The 13633-nt window shown below is 45.1% G+C and carries 9 protein-coding genes and 1 pseudogene; all 10 read right to left on the bottom strand.

Annotated elements, in window-relative coordinates; all coding sequences use genetic code 11:
- Nucleotides 1-469: 469 nt before the first annotated feature.
- The 10 genes and pseudogenes from ACM0OZ_RS25225 to ACM0OZ_RS25180 all read right to left on the bottom strand — a co-directional run bounded on the left by ACM0OZ_RS25225 (nucleotide 470) and on the right by ACM0OZ_RS25180 (nucleotide 13123).
- Nucleotides 470-3061: a CHAT domain-containing protein gene (locus ACM0OZ_RS25225; RefSeq protein WP_414585570.1), complete on the bottom strand. Its 2592-nt coding sequence runs from the start codon at nucleotides 3059-3061 to the stop codon at nucleotides 470-472.
- A 60-nt stretch (nucleotides 3062-3121) separates the two neighbouring features.
- Nucleotides 3122-5905 carry a filamentous hemagglutinin N-terminal domain-containing protein gene (locus ACM0OZ_RS25220; protein ID WP_414585569.1) on the bottom strand — a complete coding sequence of 928 codons (2784 nt, stop codon included), beginning with the start codon at nucleotides 5903-5905 and terminating at the stop codon, nucleotides 3122-3124.
- A 452-nt stretch (nucleotides 5906-6357) separates the two neighbouring features.
- Nucleotides 6358-6483, bottom strand: a complete 126-nt coding sequence (locus ACM0OZ_RS25215) for a hypothetical protein (protein WP_414585568.1) — start codon at nucleotides 6481-6483, stop codon at nucleotides 6358-6360.
- 143 nt (nucleotides 6484-6626) lie between these two features.
- Complete coding sequence (locus ACM0OZ_RS25210) at nucleotides 6627-6953, bottom strand: beta/gamma crystallin-related protein (RefSeq protein ID WP_414585567.1); 327 nt, start codon at nucleotides 6951-6953, stop codon at nucleotides 6627-6629.
- An 891-nt stretch (nucleotides 6954-7844) separates the two neighbouring features.
- A pseudogene (locus tag ACM0OZ_RS25205) lies at nucleotides 7845-8006 on the bottom strand (transposase); the annotation flags it as partial.
- A gap of 5 nt (nucleotides 8007-8011) precedes the next feature.
- Nucleotides 8012-8152 (bottom strand): hypothetical protein, encoded by a 141-nt coding sequence (locus ACM0OZ_RS25200; RefSeq protein ID WP_414585566.1) that lies wholly within the window; start codon nucleotides 8150-8152, stop codon nucleotides 8012-8014.
- A gap of 129 nt (nucleotides 8153-8281) precedes the next feature.
- On the bottom strand, nucleotides 8282-9796 hold the full coding sequence (locus ACM0OZ_RS25195; protein WP_414585565.1) for an HlyD family efflux transporter periplasmic adaptor subunit: 1515 nt from the start codon (nucleotides 9794-9796) through the stop codon (nucleotides 8282-8284).
- 106 nt (nucleotides 9797-9902) lie between these two features.
- The gene (locus ACM0OZ_RS25190; protein WP_414585564.1) at nucleotides 9903-12128 is read right to left on the bottom strand and encodes a peptidase domain-containing ABC transporter; all 2226 of its coding nucleotides are present in this window, start codon (nucleotides 12126-12128) and stop codon (nucleotides 9903-9905) included.
- A gap of 299 nt (nucleotides 12129-12427) precedes the next feature.
- Nucleotides 12428-12859, bottom strand: coding sequence for a beta/gamma crystallin-related protein (locus ACM0OZ_RS25185; RefSeq protein WP_414585563.1), 432 nt, complete (start codon nucleotides 12857-12859; stop codon nucleotides 12428-12430).
- A gap of 138 nt (nucleotides 12860-12997) precedes the next feature.
- Nucleotides 12998-13123 (bottom strand): hypothetical protein, encoded by a 126-nt coding sequence (locus ACM0OZ_RS25180; RefSeq protein WP_414585623.1) that lies wholly within the window; start codon nucleotides 13121-13123, stop codon nucleotides 12998-13000.
- Between the last annotated feature and the right edge of the window lie 510 nt (nucleotides 13124-13633).

Genomic DNA, 13633 nt, shown 5'->3' with positions numbered 1-13633 from the left:
ATGGGGACCGGTGAGTTCCCCAAGGTAGGGGAGGGGTAGGGGAGCCAGCACCGTGCTCTGGTTCCCAGAGTTGAGGCGACTGGCGTGGAGAGGTTTAATTGAGGATTACTGAATTGGTGTTCTAGTAGTCAAGTAATGTTCTGCTTACTTCTCTGTTTCAAGCTCACAGTTTTACGCCAAAACCACTATTTATTTACAAAAATTCATCAATAGACCTCTTGCAAAAGTCAATTGGATGAAAATGAAACCACAGATGTAGGCGTAAGCCGTGCCGTAGGCTACACAGATGCACACAGATAATTAACTAGTGTTAATCTGTGTGCATCTGTGGTTCTAAATATTTATTAATCATACTTTTGCAAGAAATCTAACTTTTGCAAGAAATCTAATGTATTGAGGTGTAAATGCAAAATTGAGCACTGATGCTCACGCCGCTGCAATCCACGAAATTTAACCGGAGGATATGATATTACAACCAATTCCCAAGCAGAACGTAGGGTGCCCAATACCTGGGACGTCTGTACCTGGGATTCTGCAAAAGAGCTAGCTGGGCGCGACGGAGTGCTTCGGCTTTAGTGAGCTTCTTGTTAGCTAACTCTTGGTAAAATTGACTCATCAACACAGCGGTAGATTCATCATCCAAGTTCCACAGAGAAGCGATGGTACTGCGTGCTCCCGCCTGAAAAGCGACACCAGCAATTCCCAGTCCAGCCCGTTCATCGCCAGCAGCTGTTTGACAAGCACTCAGGATAAGCAATTCAATCGCTTCCGGTCTGTTTTGCTCTATAGTTCGCACTAACTTATTGAACTCCTTGACATAAATGCGGTTATCCCAAGCAACAATAAATGTTTCCTCAGCCTTGGAGCTAAACTGACCATGAGTTGCAAGATGAACGACTGGGAAAGGTTGAGAATTAATTCGGTTTTGCAAAGCCGAACTGGTAAATTCTTGATTGAGAAGTATGCTGCTAGGTACTTGAGAGCGGATTTCCTCTAATTCACGCTTGACGTTGGGTAGTGCAGAAAATCCAGAACGTGGTTCACTCAATCCTGCGGCTATTGTCTTTAATCCTTTCTGCAATGGTTTGGGTTCAATCAGTTGCAGACCGGGGGTGAGTGCAATGCTATACTTCTCTATCAAATACTGTTTGCCGTCGTAAAGAGCGGCCATCGGGATATTCCGCAAGGAACCATCCAGCACAAACACCAAAGTCGGGATCTTACTGTCAGCCAAGTCAGCTTCAGCAGGTTTAATCAACCAGTTGTAGACCTTTTGGGACAAAGACTGAACCTGTCGCAGTGTGTGGGGCTTTGTTAAATTTTCCTGTAGTTGTTTTAAAGTACTTTGCACTTCCTCTTTACCTACAGCGGTAGCGTAGTGCCGTACAGGCTTTTGCGGTAACTGGAGGATGACCTCTAGTCGGTCTGGCAAAATAAAAGGATAGATGACTGCTGCCCCTGTTTGGTCTTGTTTTTTACCTTGAATCCGAGCATTCAAACAGGTGTTGCGAAAAAAGTTGTCAAGTTCTGCGACTTGCAGCAATTCTATTGTTTCGCTTGCTTTTTCGATATTTTTTAAACTAGGTTGGGAATTTGCCCCAGGTTGCAAAAGCAACTCTACTAACTCCCGGTAGACAGGTTCAACTTCATCCCGAAAGGAAAATTTCACCTCTGGATTAACAGCAACTAAATCGTAGCGCAGAGACTGGAGGGTATTGACTGCTTCATTGTAAGATGCGATCGCCCCTTTCATATCTCCCTTCGCTTTCAACAAACGTCCCAGTTGCCATTGCCATCGATAAGCAATGTCCTTAGCATCAATATTTTCAGCCATCACTAAGGCTTGCTGGGTAAGGTTTTGTGCATCAGATTTCTGCTGGGTTTGTTCATACAGTCCACCCAAAACACCAAGAGCATAGGATTCTGTGCGTTTATCTTGCAGGCTTCTGGCTTGCTCAATAGCAGTTGACAGTAGTTGGGCAATATCCAACCATTCGGAAGTATCTGCGGTGGTATTTTTTCTGAATTGTGTTAGACTTTGGGCAAAGTTGATGCGCGCAGAGATTGCCGTGCGACTAACGGGTAAGTCGGCAAGCTGAGTTTGGATTTGGGACGATAACGCTTGGAAAGCTGGTAATTTCTCGGTTTCCAGCAGTAGTCTTAGTTGATTGACTTGAGCTTGAATGCGGGTGGTCGGTGAGGTGGTAGCGTTGGCAGCTTGTTGGTAGAATTCTATAGCTGCTGGGACATCTTGTTGGGCGCGGGCTGTGTTGCCTAAACTGAGTAAAATATCACCTATTGCTTGCTTATCTGGCAATGATGAAGCGACTTTTAAACTTTGCTGCAATATCTGCCGAGATGTTTCTAAATCGCCCGTGACTTGCACGACGTTGCCGAGACTACGCAGTCCTGCGACTTTAAGAGGTGAGTTGGGTTGGCTTTGCAGAACTTGGTTACTTTCCCTTAACGTTTTCTCAGCTTGACGATAAAATCCCAACGCTTGCAAAGCTTGAGCTTGGTTTATGCGGTTACGAATTGCTGCATTCTTATCTCCTATTTTTTCGTAAATGTCAAGTGACAGTCGCCAAGTATTTAAGGCATCTTCAGCTTTGCTTTGAGCCAACTGTAGGCGACCTTTGATATCTAAGGCTTGAGCGAGGATTTGTGAGCGGTCTTTAGTATCTATATTTTGTGCGGTTTGTAATATGTTGAGGCTTTGGGCGATCGCTTTTTCAGCCTCAGTCCACTGTCCTAGTTGCTGATAAGCTAATGATAGATTGCCCAGTGTCATCGCTTGTCTGAGTACATCCCCATTAGCTTTGAATGCAGAGATAGCCTGTTGCCAAGAAGCAACTGCCTCAGCAAACCGTTCGGCTTCATAAAGTTTTCTGCCCTGTTCCACTAAGTTTTGGGCATCGGGCAAGCTTTGAACAATGGAGTTTTCCCCAGTCATATAGGCGAAAGTGGGTGGCAATAACCCTGCGCCCAAGAACATAGCCAAAAGCAGCAGTACGCTTAAGAGGCGTTTGATTCTACGGAATCTAAATTTTTTTCTTGCCATGTTTTTGCCCTCACTCGTGCTGCGTCTTTCCTTTCAAATGAACAGTGCAGTTTGCGCTCATCAACCTCCTGGCAGCTGATTGAACGCACGGCAATCAGCTGTCCTCTGCCAGGAACTATGGGGTGTGACAGTGGGTGCATTTGCTGTAAGTACCACGTTGCCATCGGCATCAATCACCCAACCAGTAGCTTCTACTATACGAGCTGGAGTAGGGGTAGTAGGATTATTGGAAACTGCGGTCGTAGAACTTTGAATCACTTCTGGGTTAAGTGTCACCAAATCTACCTGTACTACATCAGTGTTGAGGGCTTCGCCTGGATTAGGGGGCAAGCCACCGCGTCCGGTGATAATAAATTCGCTTTGCGCTTGAGAGCCATCCGCAGTACAGCCCTGTGCCACTTGGGTATCAACTGGTACTGCTGGCAGATTGACTAATCCGCGACTAGGATCAACATCAGGTGTGTTGATAATTACTTGACCACTTAATGAGGGGTTGATGCGCGAAATTGCGGTGATATCGCTACTCGGTAGCCGTGCAGGATTTAATTGGTTGGGGTCTTGAGTTCCCAATAAAGTCTCGAGTTCTTCTCGAGTGCGTGGCGTCAATCCAAAAATACCTTGTGCAGTGATTTCCACTTTACCACCAGAGCCAGTGAAAGCATTTGCAGCAATGTCGCTATTTTCATTTGGGACGGCAACAATAAATCCATTAGGAGCATTAATTGTGATGTTACCGCCATTTCCACTACCTTGGGTAATGCCTGCGGTAGCTGATATTTGGCTATTGCGACGTAACAGTAATAAATCCTGCAGTTGTAAGGTTATATTTCCACCATCAGCTGACTTTGCTCTAGCATTGAGAGTTGCTTCGTTTTCTAGTTGGATAGAACGAGCCTTTATGTGAAGGTTGCCTGCCTGTGCAGATCCTCGAAGACTGTTAACACTGACTTCAGCTCCATCCCGGACAATTAACTTTCCAGTACTAATCCTCAAGTTACCAGTAGACAAGTCATTCTCAGTCCGATTTGTCAAACGGCTGCGAACTGGCTCACCTGGTATATTGGCCGCTGTTCCAATCACCTGTACTGAGTCCGCAGCGTTTATGGTTAAATTTCCTCCATTTCCTTTACTTGTAGGCAAAGTACCAGCAGATACCTGTCCTCCATCCCAGATAACTAACTTGTTGGTGTTAATTACCATGTCTCCGGCAGTGCCATCACCCCGAGTCCGAGTCGTTATCCGGCTGAACGTTGGCTCACTATTAGCATCTGGTATAAATATAAATCCGCTCACCTCTACCGAGTCTTTTGCGTTTATAGTCAAACTACCCCCAGCACCTGTACTGCCACCTACAGTGCCAGTGGATACTTGTCCTCCATTACGGACAAGCAACTTGCCAGTGGTAATTGTCATGTTTCCAGCAGTTCCATCACCCTCAGTTCGAGTCGTCAAGCGGCTAAACACTGGCTCACTATCAGCATCTGGTATAAATATAAATCCGCTCACCTCTACCGAGTCTTTTGCGTTTACAGTCAAACTACCCCCAGCACCTGTACTGCCGTCTAAAGCGCCAGTAGATACTTGTCCTCCATTGCGGATAAGTAACTTGCCACTAGTAATGATCATGTTTCCAGCAGTTCCACCACTCTCAGTACGAGTTGTCAAGCGGCTGAGAATCTCACCATTCGCTGATGCGCCACTTATCTGTACCTCCTCAGAGGCGTTTACAGTCAGAGTTCCTCCAGACCCTGAACCTTGAGTGCCTGCGGACACCTGTGCCCCACCCTGAATAAAGAACTTCCCTGTAGTAATTGTCAAGTTTCCACCAGATCCAGATGCTTCAGTTCTAGTTGTCAAACGGCTGACATTCTTATCTTGAGGTTTTACTGATTCTCCACTCACTATCACTTCCTCAGAAGCGTTGATGACAAGATTGCCTCCCAATCCCGATCCTAGAGTCTTAGCTGCTATTTGGGAACCATCGGTAACCCTGACAAGTTTGCCTTGCACGTGAATATCACCACCGCTTTTGCCACTAGCATCTACAAGAGCATACTGAGACAGGTCGATGTTCTGGAAGTTCTGTATGCCCTCATATCCTAAAGTCCAACCTTTGTTTGTTGGGTTCAGCGTCACCAAACCACTGCCAGCTACACTCCCCAGTTCAATCCGTCCCCCTGGTGTTGTGAGTGTGCCTCCCTCCAGCGCGACTTCACCCCCTACAAGTGCTAAGCTTTTACCGGACTTGACTTGTAAACCAACACGTTCACCATTGCGATCGCTAATCTGAGATTGATTGCGGATGCTCCCGGCATTTTCCCCAAATTGCAAACCTATGGGTACGCTAATAGTCAGTAGAGGTGTTGTTTGGGGTGCAGTAGCACTAAACTGAGTACCATCAGGAAATTTCAAGCTATTAGCCGTAGTTGCAAGAAAAGACCCACCGATATTTAGTGACGCATTGGGACCAAAAATAATCCCGGTGGGATTAATTAGAAATAGGTTTGCTGTGCCGTTAGCACGAATTAAACCATCAATGTTAGAGATTGATGAACCCGTTACTCTGCTAATAATGTTCTGAATATCAAGAGTATTATTAAAGTAAGCTTCGCTACCTGTAGGTACAGAAAACTGTTGGAAGCTGTGGAACAAGTTGCCACCAGCTTGGGTTCCTCCTTCAATAATTCTAATGTTGTCCTGTGTTGTGACACGAGAATTATTGGGTAATGTGCTATCGGGAGTAATTTGAGCAAGAGCGCAATTTGCAGAGGCGATCGCTCCTCCAACGATTACGCAACTCGCCAGCGCCAATTGACTGCCCCAATTCTTCCAGCTAGTAATCATCTGGTAAACTTGCCTCGATAAAGGAACAGTTGTTAAACGGACTACAGTTTACTCTGGATACAAAATAGATGGGCAGAAAACCGTAGGATTGCCAGAGATAGTTACAAATGGTTACAATACAGCTTGTTCGGCTCACCTCAAGGCCGCTCTTTTCCAAAGGTTTCCAAAAAATAAACCCAAGATTTCTCTTGGGTTGAAATATGAATAGTTATTAATTTTTCAAATACTCAAGCAGTTTTCACAACCCCACCAAGTCTGTTTTAACGCTAACCACTGCTTGCAATCTGACTTTTCACGGTAAGTCCTTAACCAAGGAAATTACGTTACTTTTTCCACAGGCTTATTATCAATAAGTTTAAGCTATTGATAATAGGCAACGAAAAAACAAGGGCTGGAGAAAACGTCAAAATGACCTTTTCCACATAACGTGAAAAGTCAGGCTTGCGATTGCTTCAACGTAAAGACAGTCGCGCTGCACGGTTTCGGTTCTCTACGAGATTACCGAAAAGACGGCGAGAAAGCCCGCCCCACGCGCGGGGTGGGATGATTTCTCGTTCCCCGTCTTGGTCCTTAGTCATTGGTCATCAGTCCGACGTATAATTAATGACGAAAAATTGTGAAAAACGTACTAATGACTAAGGACTAATGACTAATGACTTCGATTTCCCCCCGGCTTCTCATGAAACTAAACGCAGTGAAATGTTCTTGCCCGGGGGATGAGTTAAGCTATACGCTGAACCGATGAGATCGAATCGTTAGGTAAGCCTACGTCAAAGTAAAGATTCGGATAATTTCCTACTCCTACCCGCCTAGACGTACCCGTGAAATTCTGACCTGTCCATAATCGCCATGTACCACGCTTAACTTTAGCTGAGGTAGTTAGGTCATTTGCGGTATCACCTACATTCCGGATACTAGTGTTTGTAGCCACTAACAGCCCCCTAAAATTGTCGCCATTGTAAAGTTCTAAGTCCGCACCGCCTCTAATAGCACTAGCCTCGTCAGGGGATAAATCTTCAAAATATACACTAGAGTCATTAATGTTCATACCGACTCCTTCATTAATATGCAAGTTGGTTTTTCAAGTAGTGTTATTGATTTGTGGGTAATGACGCTGACCTTCGATTAAATTAGGAAATTGTAAATGTAGACCATATTATTTTTTCCTCGTTTACTAAATTAGTAGTTTTCAAGAAAAAATCCTAAAAATGCAATTAACTGTAAATTGTCTAATTCCACTTCAATAATAGAAATGTTATGAAATTAACTTTAGTATTTCAAGGTTTAAAAACAAATGTAAAATGCATAACTATATGACTTATGTTTTGACGAGCCAAACCTTAAACATTCGAGAAAAAAGAGGTTTTATCTTACAACTTAAAGTACTGTAGTGTCTCTCGATAGTCCAAATGATGTAATTTGAAACTGAAGCTATGTTTGTTGGTTGTATATAGAGAATGGTGCCTTATCACAGCACAACCACTTGAAAAAGGCGCATTTATAACTGTTTGCTAGATTAATGCTAAGTTTTGTAAAAGTTGTAAAATTCCAGGACTTTTGATACAGGAAAGTAAGCAGTACCCCACCTAGCACCCCTACGAGAATAGCTTAAAGACGGGGATATTTCAGATTTCCTCAAGGCGAATATAACCAGAAGATTTATTAATAATCATAATCGATGAGAAGGGGGAGAGGAAGCCGTCGGCTTCCTCTCCCCCTTCTCTCCTTTTTTTGATTATCATTCCAATAAAAAATTCTTTCTACATTTAGATGTATTGACAAAATTAATACCGATTCAAAAAATGTTTGCGACAGATACCCCACCCGCGCTAACGCGCACCCTCTCCTTGCTAAGGGGAGGGTTAGGGAGGGGTATCTTACTATGTGTTGCATTCTTTTTTCAAATTGGTATAACTTGTTTTTAATTTGTTACCAATGGGTCTCGACTAATGATTTCAACGCCTGGATGTTCTCTCAACCAATTTGCAAAGGTTGACGACTCTCGGTCCGGTAATAAATCTACTGGTCGGTGTCGTTCAAGGTCTACTAACAGCGTTCCATATCGATGTCCCTTTTGGAATGCCCAATCATCTTGTGACACGAGAATTATTGGGTAAAGTACCATCGGGAGTGATTTGGGCAACAAAGAGCGCAATTTGCAGAGGCGATCGCACTACCAATCGCTAACCAACTCGCTAGCACCAATTTCCAATCCCAACGCTGCCAGCATACAGTCATTCCAGACATAGCACCACCATTAGAAGCAGTAATTTACTTCTCAACCAGCGATCGCATTGACCCTACCAAACATTACAACTAATTGCTGCACTTTCCAAGGGTATTCTTTCCAAGAATATTATTAATCAATGACTGACTTTACAAGTCAGCGATTAGCCTTGCTTTCCTCAAAAAGAATTGCAGTACAGTTTCTTCTTTGGAAATAATATCGGCTGTGCCCTCCATCCCCAATTGGACAGAACACTGTTTTTCGCCTTGATGTAAAGATAGGCTTTCTGGCTCAATTGTCACCTCATAGAAAGCACCGACACCAACTGCCTTTTGACTTGTACCTGTTGTCGGGGCAGCTGCAGTCGCACCATTGGCTTGAGGGACGAAAGCATCTGGGGAAATGGTTTTGACCTGACCTTTAAGAGTGCCGTAATCTGGATAAGGACAGGCAGAAACCCGCAGAAGTACTTTTTGACCTTCTTTCAACTTGCTTTTTTCCTCAGATGCCACCGCTGCCTTGACTACCAAGGGAGCATCACTAGGGACAATTTGGGCTATTTCCTCTCCTGGGCGCACAGTTTGACCAGAATTTCGCAGGTTCAGCTTAGATATTATACCATCAGCTGTGGCAGTAATGACGGTTTGGCTAAGGTCAATTTTCACTTGTTGGAGTTCACGGATGTCGCGCTCAATTGTTTGCTGAATTTCAATCTGTTGCTGAATGAGAGCCTTGCGTTGTTTGTCTAAAGAAGCTTCGTTGGCTTTAAGGCTGGCTTTTTCTTGGGCAATGCGCGAGGAGGCGATCGCCACTTCTGCGTTACTAGGATTAAGGGCAGAAGAAGCGCGTTGCCTTCTAGCAACAGCTGCCGAGACAGCTTGTTGTAGCCGCGAAATTGTTTGTTTTTGCGCCTCAATTGCTGCTTTTTGCCCTTCTACTGCTTGTTCTTGCTGGTCAACAGCCAGTTGTGCTTCCTCGAATTGATCCTGAGAAAGCGCTCCTTGTTTCGCTACTTTTTGATATCGGTTTCGCTTTGACTCGGCGGCTGCTAAGGTGGCAACTGTTGCCCCTAAGTTCGCTTGAGTTGACTTTAACTCTGCAAAGCCTTTTTGCAATTCCTTCTCGGCTATCTTGACGTTCGCCTCGGCTTCTTCGACATCAGCAGTGGTGGTAATTTTTTTATCTTGATATTCGCGACTGCGACCACTCAATTCAGCTTCAGCGGCAGCGACAAGGCGGTTGAAGCGGTCGGTTTCGGCTCTTATTTGGCTATTCGTAGCACTAATTTGGGCGTTGAGTTGAACCAGTTGTAATCGGGACTGCTGGATGTTGCTTTGCAGTTGGCTCTTTTTGGTTTGAAGGCGACTGGCGTCGATAGTGGCAATCACATCTCCTTTTTTGACAACTTGATTCTCTTTCACCGAGACGCGCATCACTGGACCTTCTGTTGCAGCTTGAACAATCCGCAATTCACCAGCAGGACGGATCTTCGCCTGTGCTTTAACAGTGACTTTGTATTTAGTTACAGAAGCAACAGCAAGAGCAACAGCCACAGCACTTAGCATAACCAGTCCACCAAAAGTAGTCCAACGACTAATTGGTGGTAGAAATTCATTTTCTTCAATAATTGGAAGAGAGTCTGGTGAGTTGAAGTGACTAAGCATATTAAAACAGTGAACAGTGAACAGTGACCAGTAAACAGTACCAGCCGCAGTGACCAAAAAACTGATAATTGATAATGCGGGTACATGCTCACTGCAAAAGATAATTTTATTTTCTGATTGCAGGAGATTTGCCGTTGGATTCAGATTTGGGGGAGGATTTCACCACCAAACCATTCGTTGATAAGGCAAAGTCGTCTAAAAAGTCTAAGTGGTCACCAGGAACAAGCCGTAGCTCCTGTGGAGTGCCAGAGATTTTCAAGCGCCCTTCCTCAAGCAGTACAATCCAATCAGCTCGACCGATCACTTTTGGGCGGTGGCTAATCATAATTGTGGTTTTACCCTGTCGATAATACAGCAGTTTATCTAGTACTTGAGCTTCACTCACCGGGTCAAGAGCGCCAGTGGATTCATCTAATATAAGTATCGGCGGCTCAGTCGCTATAGCTCTAGCTATAGCTAATCTCTGCCGTTGTCCACCAGAGAGATTCGCGCCAAATTCTCCTAAGACAGTTTGATACTTGTCCGGCAGTTTACTGATAAACTCGTCTGCACCTGCTATCTGACAAGCCCTGACAATTTGTTCAAAACTGATATGGGGATAGCTGAAGCGGAAGTTGTCAATAATTGAGCGACTCCAGAAGTGGGGTTCTTGAGGCACTAGCACCACCTGCTGCCGCAGGCATTCTAGGGAAAGGTCTTGCTGATTATAGATGCCGTAGCGGATATTGCCAGACTGGGGAGAATATAAACCGGCAATCATTTTGGCGAGGGTACTTTTGCCACAGCCAGATTTCCCAATCAGGGCAATCACTTGACCGCCAGGTATAGTGAGGGAAAAATCTTGTAGTAGGTCAACTCTACCCGCATGGTGGAAGTTGAGGTTGGTGCAGGTAATATCTGCATTACCGGGAATTTCTGCCTCTGGCTTCTTGAAGTCGTTTTCGTCTTCCGGGGTAGCATCGATGACTTCCGTCAAGCGTTGGATAACAATCTGGGCAGTGATAAACTCATCAACTAACCCAATAGCTGAACCCAGGAAGCCAAGAAAGTTGCCACTCATACCGTTAAAAGCTAGCAGCTGACCAATGCTTAAGGTACGATTAATCACTAAATAGCTGCCTAACCACAGCAATGCAATACTAGTCAAACTGGAAAGAATACCAGTGATTGTGCTGCTGTAAAGTCCCAACTTCATCGTAGTCCAGCCCAAGTTAGCAAGACGACCAAAATTGCTCTGATACTCTTGCCAAGCTTGGGGAGTCGCTTGGGTAGTTTTAAGAACTTGGACACCGCGAAAAGTTTCAACGAGAAAGCCTTGGTTTTCTGTGCTTAAGACAATTTGGCTGCGGGTTTTGTGGCGCAACGCCGGGAGAAAAAGCAGGTTGACTCCCGTGACAATAACAAAGGCAGCGAAGGAAGCCAGAGTGAGTCCCCAACTGTAGAAGAGCATAAAGCCCAAGGAAACTACAGCGATAAAAAATTGGCTGGGTAAACCGAGGACAATTTGAGAAACTAGGGCATTGATGGCATTAACATCAGCAATGCGGCTGACAACTTCGCCACTGCGCCGTCCTTCAAAATATGAGAGGGGCAAGTGCAGGAGTTTTCGACCGTATTCCAAGATTAGCCCTAATTGCAGCCGCTGACCAAAGTGACCAATCAGGTGAGATTGTACTAAACCGATCGCACTACTAAATAGATTCATGGCAATGACCCCAATTGCCACTGTGGTAAGCAGTTGGGTATCTCCCCGCACCAGCACGTCATCGGTGAGGAGTTGCATCATCAACGGGGAGGCGAGAGAGAGAAGACCGATCGCAATATTGATGCCAATTGCTTGGGCGAGAATGAAGCGATAGGGCCAAACCCGCACCAGATAACGCCCAAAGCCGCCAACTTTATCTGAGGGTTGTTGATAAAAGCGACTGTCGTCTGGCTCTAACAACAGCATCACGCCATTGCCCCAACCTGCCATTAACTCAGAGCGGGTGAGATAGCGAATACCCACGCCTGGGTCAGCAAGTGCATATTTTTTCCCTTTTTGCCCGTATAAAACGACCCAGTGGTAGCCTTTCCAGTGTATGATGGCTGGCAGAGAAACTTTATGCAAAGAGTCGAGCAGTTGCGGGGTAGCTTTGACTTGGCGGGCGTTGAATCCTAAAACTTCTGCTCCCCGTCTCAACCCTAGCAGGCTAGTTCCCCGCGACCCGGTGCCAACTGCTTCCCGCACGCGACTGATGGCAAAGGTGCGTCCGTAATGTTTGGCAACAGTGGCAAGGCAAGCAGCACCACAGTCTTCTTCACTGTGTTGTAAAACAATCTGGTATTTCATTTCTGTGCTGAAATCTTTTTTGCTTTCGCTTAATTTGATTTACCGAAAAGGGCGATGCTCCACAGGAGCCACCCCAAGGGGCGATCGCGCTTCGGGAGTAGTTTATTTATTAACAAGGTTTATAGCAGTGGTGTTTGGTTCAGTCTAGTCGTTGAATTATTAAACTAGCGGATAAACTTTATAGCCGATCGTGTAAGCGATCGGTAAAAGTCAACGCCGGATATTCAACTGCTTCAGAGCAGATGCTCTGAAGCAGCTTTACTGTCTAGGCACAAATCTCTAAAACAGTTGCAGGAAGACTAGACGTTTGTCCGAAAAATACCAGTCAGTGAGTTGTCTGGAAGACCAAATGCTCGGGCATTAGGATAAACCCCGTCCCTGTTTGGTCCACCGTTGGGCGTTAGAGTCACCCCAGATCGACCACCTCTGTTAGTGTGTTCGTATATTACCCAGTTACCTCTTATTACTTGAATGGACGAAGTCTTGTTATTCCAGCCACTTTGTCCGGGCCACGGGTTGTTGTCGAGGTTGGCATCACCCTCATACGCTCCTGCATTGATTTGCAGTGCATCTCCTAGACCACGATTAGGGGAGTCATATAAAATTATATCTGGGTTACCCGAGGCAAATCTGACGACTCCTCCTGTTAGAGAAGCAGAATTGTCATCTGAAATTTCTTCAAAGACAGGGTCTAATTCTGTAAACAGTTGTTCGTGCTGATTGTCTTTCATCTTTTCTCTCGTAATTAAGTGTGAATTGTTCTGTGTTGTTCCTTGAGGAACTACAGTTTTTGTTTGCAAGCACAAAACTTGTTGTTTTGAGTTGCTACCTATTTCTCGGTGAGTTACGTCTGTGTTTTATGCAAGCCATTAGTTCTTGTAATATTTCTTCACAAAACGAATGGCAAAGATGCGTCCTGAGTGTTTGACAACAGTGGCAAGGGAGGCAGCACCACAGTCTTCTTCACTATGTTGCAGGACACTTTGATATTTCATCGTCAACACTCAAACCATCTAGCTTTGTTGGTTCTAGCTCTGTTGTTGATTTTTGGAATGGTACGCTTGTTGCATCTTTCAGAACAATCAACAACAAATGTGTTACATCTCCCTTTGTTGGAGAGAAGGCGATCAAGGGGAAAGCCTTGATCGCCGTAAATGTTCTACTGATCTAATCAGTTTGTTCGATCAGAGTGTAGAACAATTTGGATTTCATAATTGGGACTTACGCAGGGCAGAAAGTGCGGTTGGGGCTTTTGCCATACTGTCCTAAGACATCTAAAAGTTGCTTAGCCTGTCTCTTAGCTTTACTTTAGACAGTGGTACGGTAGTATATGTCGTAGATAGACCCACTTCCACCCACTCGTGCTCGCGATAGCTGACCGTTGGTGTTAACTGCGGTAAATCCTCCCAATGAGTCATCACGATTTGGCCAGGGGTCATCGTCGAAAAGTTCAACCCGTGCGGAAGAACCAGGAACTTTGATACCTCTTCCAGGAGGGCGTATAA

It is taken from the genome of Scytonema sp. PCC 10023 (assembly GCF_963920835.1).
Classification (GTDB): Bacteria; Cyanobacteriota; Cyanobacteriia; order Cyanobacteriales; family Nostocaceae; genus Kalymmatonema.
Note: the sequence above shows the minus strand (reverse complement) of the source record. Positions and strands in the feature narration are given on the sequence as shown.

What these genes read in the sequence shown, in the direction of transcription:
- ACM0OZ_RS25200 (WP_414585566.1), bottom strand. Translation starts at nt 8,152, where the DNA reads ATGTCTGGAATGACTGTATGCTGGCAGCGTTGGGATTGGAAATTGGTG.
- ACM0OZ_RS25220 (WP_414585569.1), bottom strand. Translation starts at nt 5,905, where the DNA reads ATGATTACTAGCTGGAAGAATTGGGGCAGTCAATTGGCGCTGGCGAGT.
- ACM0OZ_RS25190 (WP_414585564.1), bottom strand. Translation starts at nt 12,128, where the DNA reads ATGAAATACCAGATTGTTTTACAACACAGTGAAGAAGACTGTGGTGCT.
- ACM0OZ_RS25210 (WP_414585567.1), bottom strand. Translation starts at nt 6,953, where the DNA reads ATGAACATTAATGACTCTAGTGTATATTTTGAAGATTTATCCCCTGAC.
- ACM0OZ_RS25215 (WP_414585568.1), bottom strand. Translation starts at nt 6,483, where the DNA reads ATGACTAAGGACCAAGACGGGGAACGAGAAATCATCCCACCCCGCGCG.
- ACM0OZ_RS25185 (WP_414585563.1), bottom strand. Translation starts at nt 12,859, where the DNA reads ATGAAAGACAATCAGCACGAACAACTGTTTACAGAATTAGACCCTGTC.
- ACM0OZ_RS25225 (WP_414585570.1), bottom strand. Translation starts at nt 3,061, where the DNA reads ATGGCAAGAAAAAAATTTAGATTCCGTAGAATCAAACGCCTCTTAAGC.
- ACM0OZ_RS25180 (WP_414585623.1), bottom strand. Translation starts at nt 13,123, where the DNA reads ATGAAATATCAAAGTGTCCTGCAACATAGTGAAGAAGACTGTGGTGCT.
- ACM0OZ_RS25195 (WP_414585565.1), bottom strand. Translation starts at nt 9,796, where the DNA reads ATGCTTAGTCACTTCAACTCACCAGACTCTCTTCCAATTATTGAAGAA.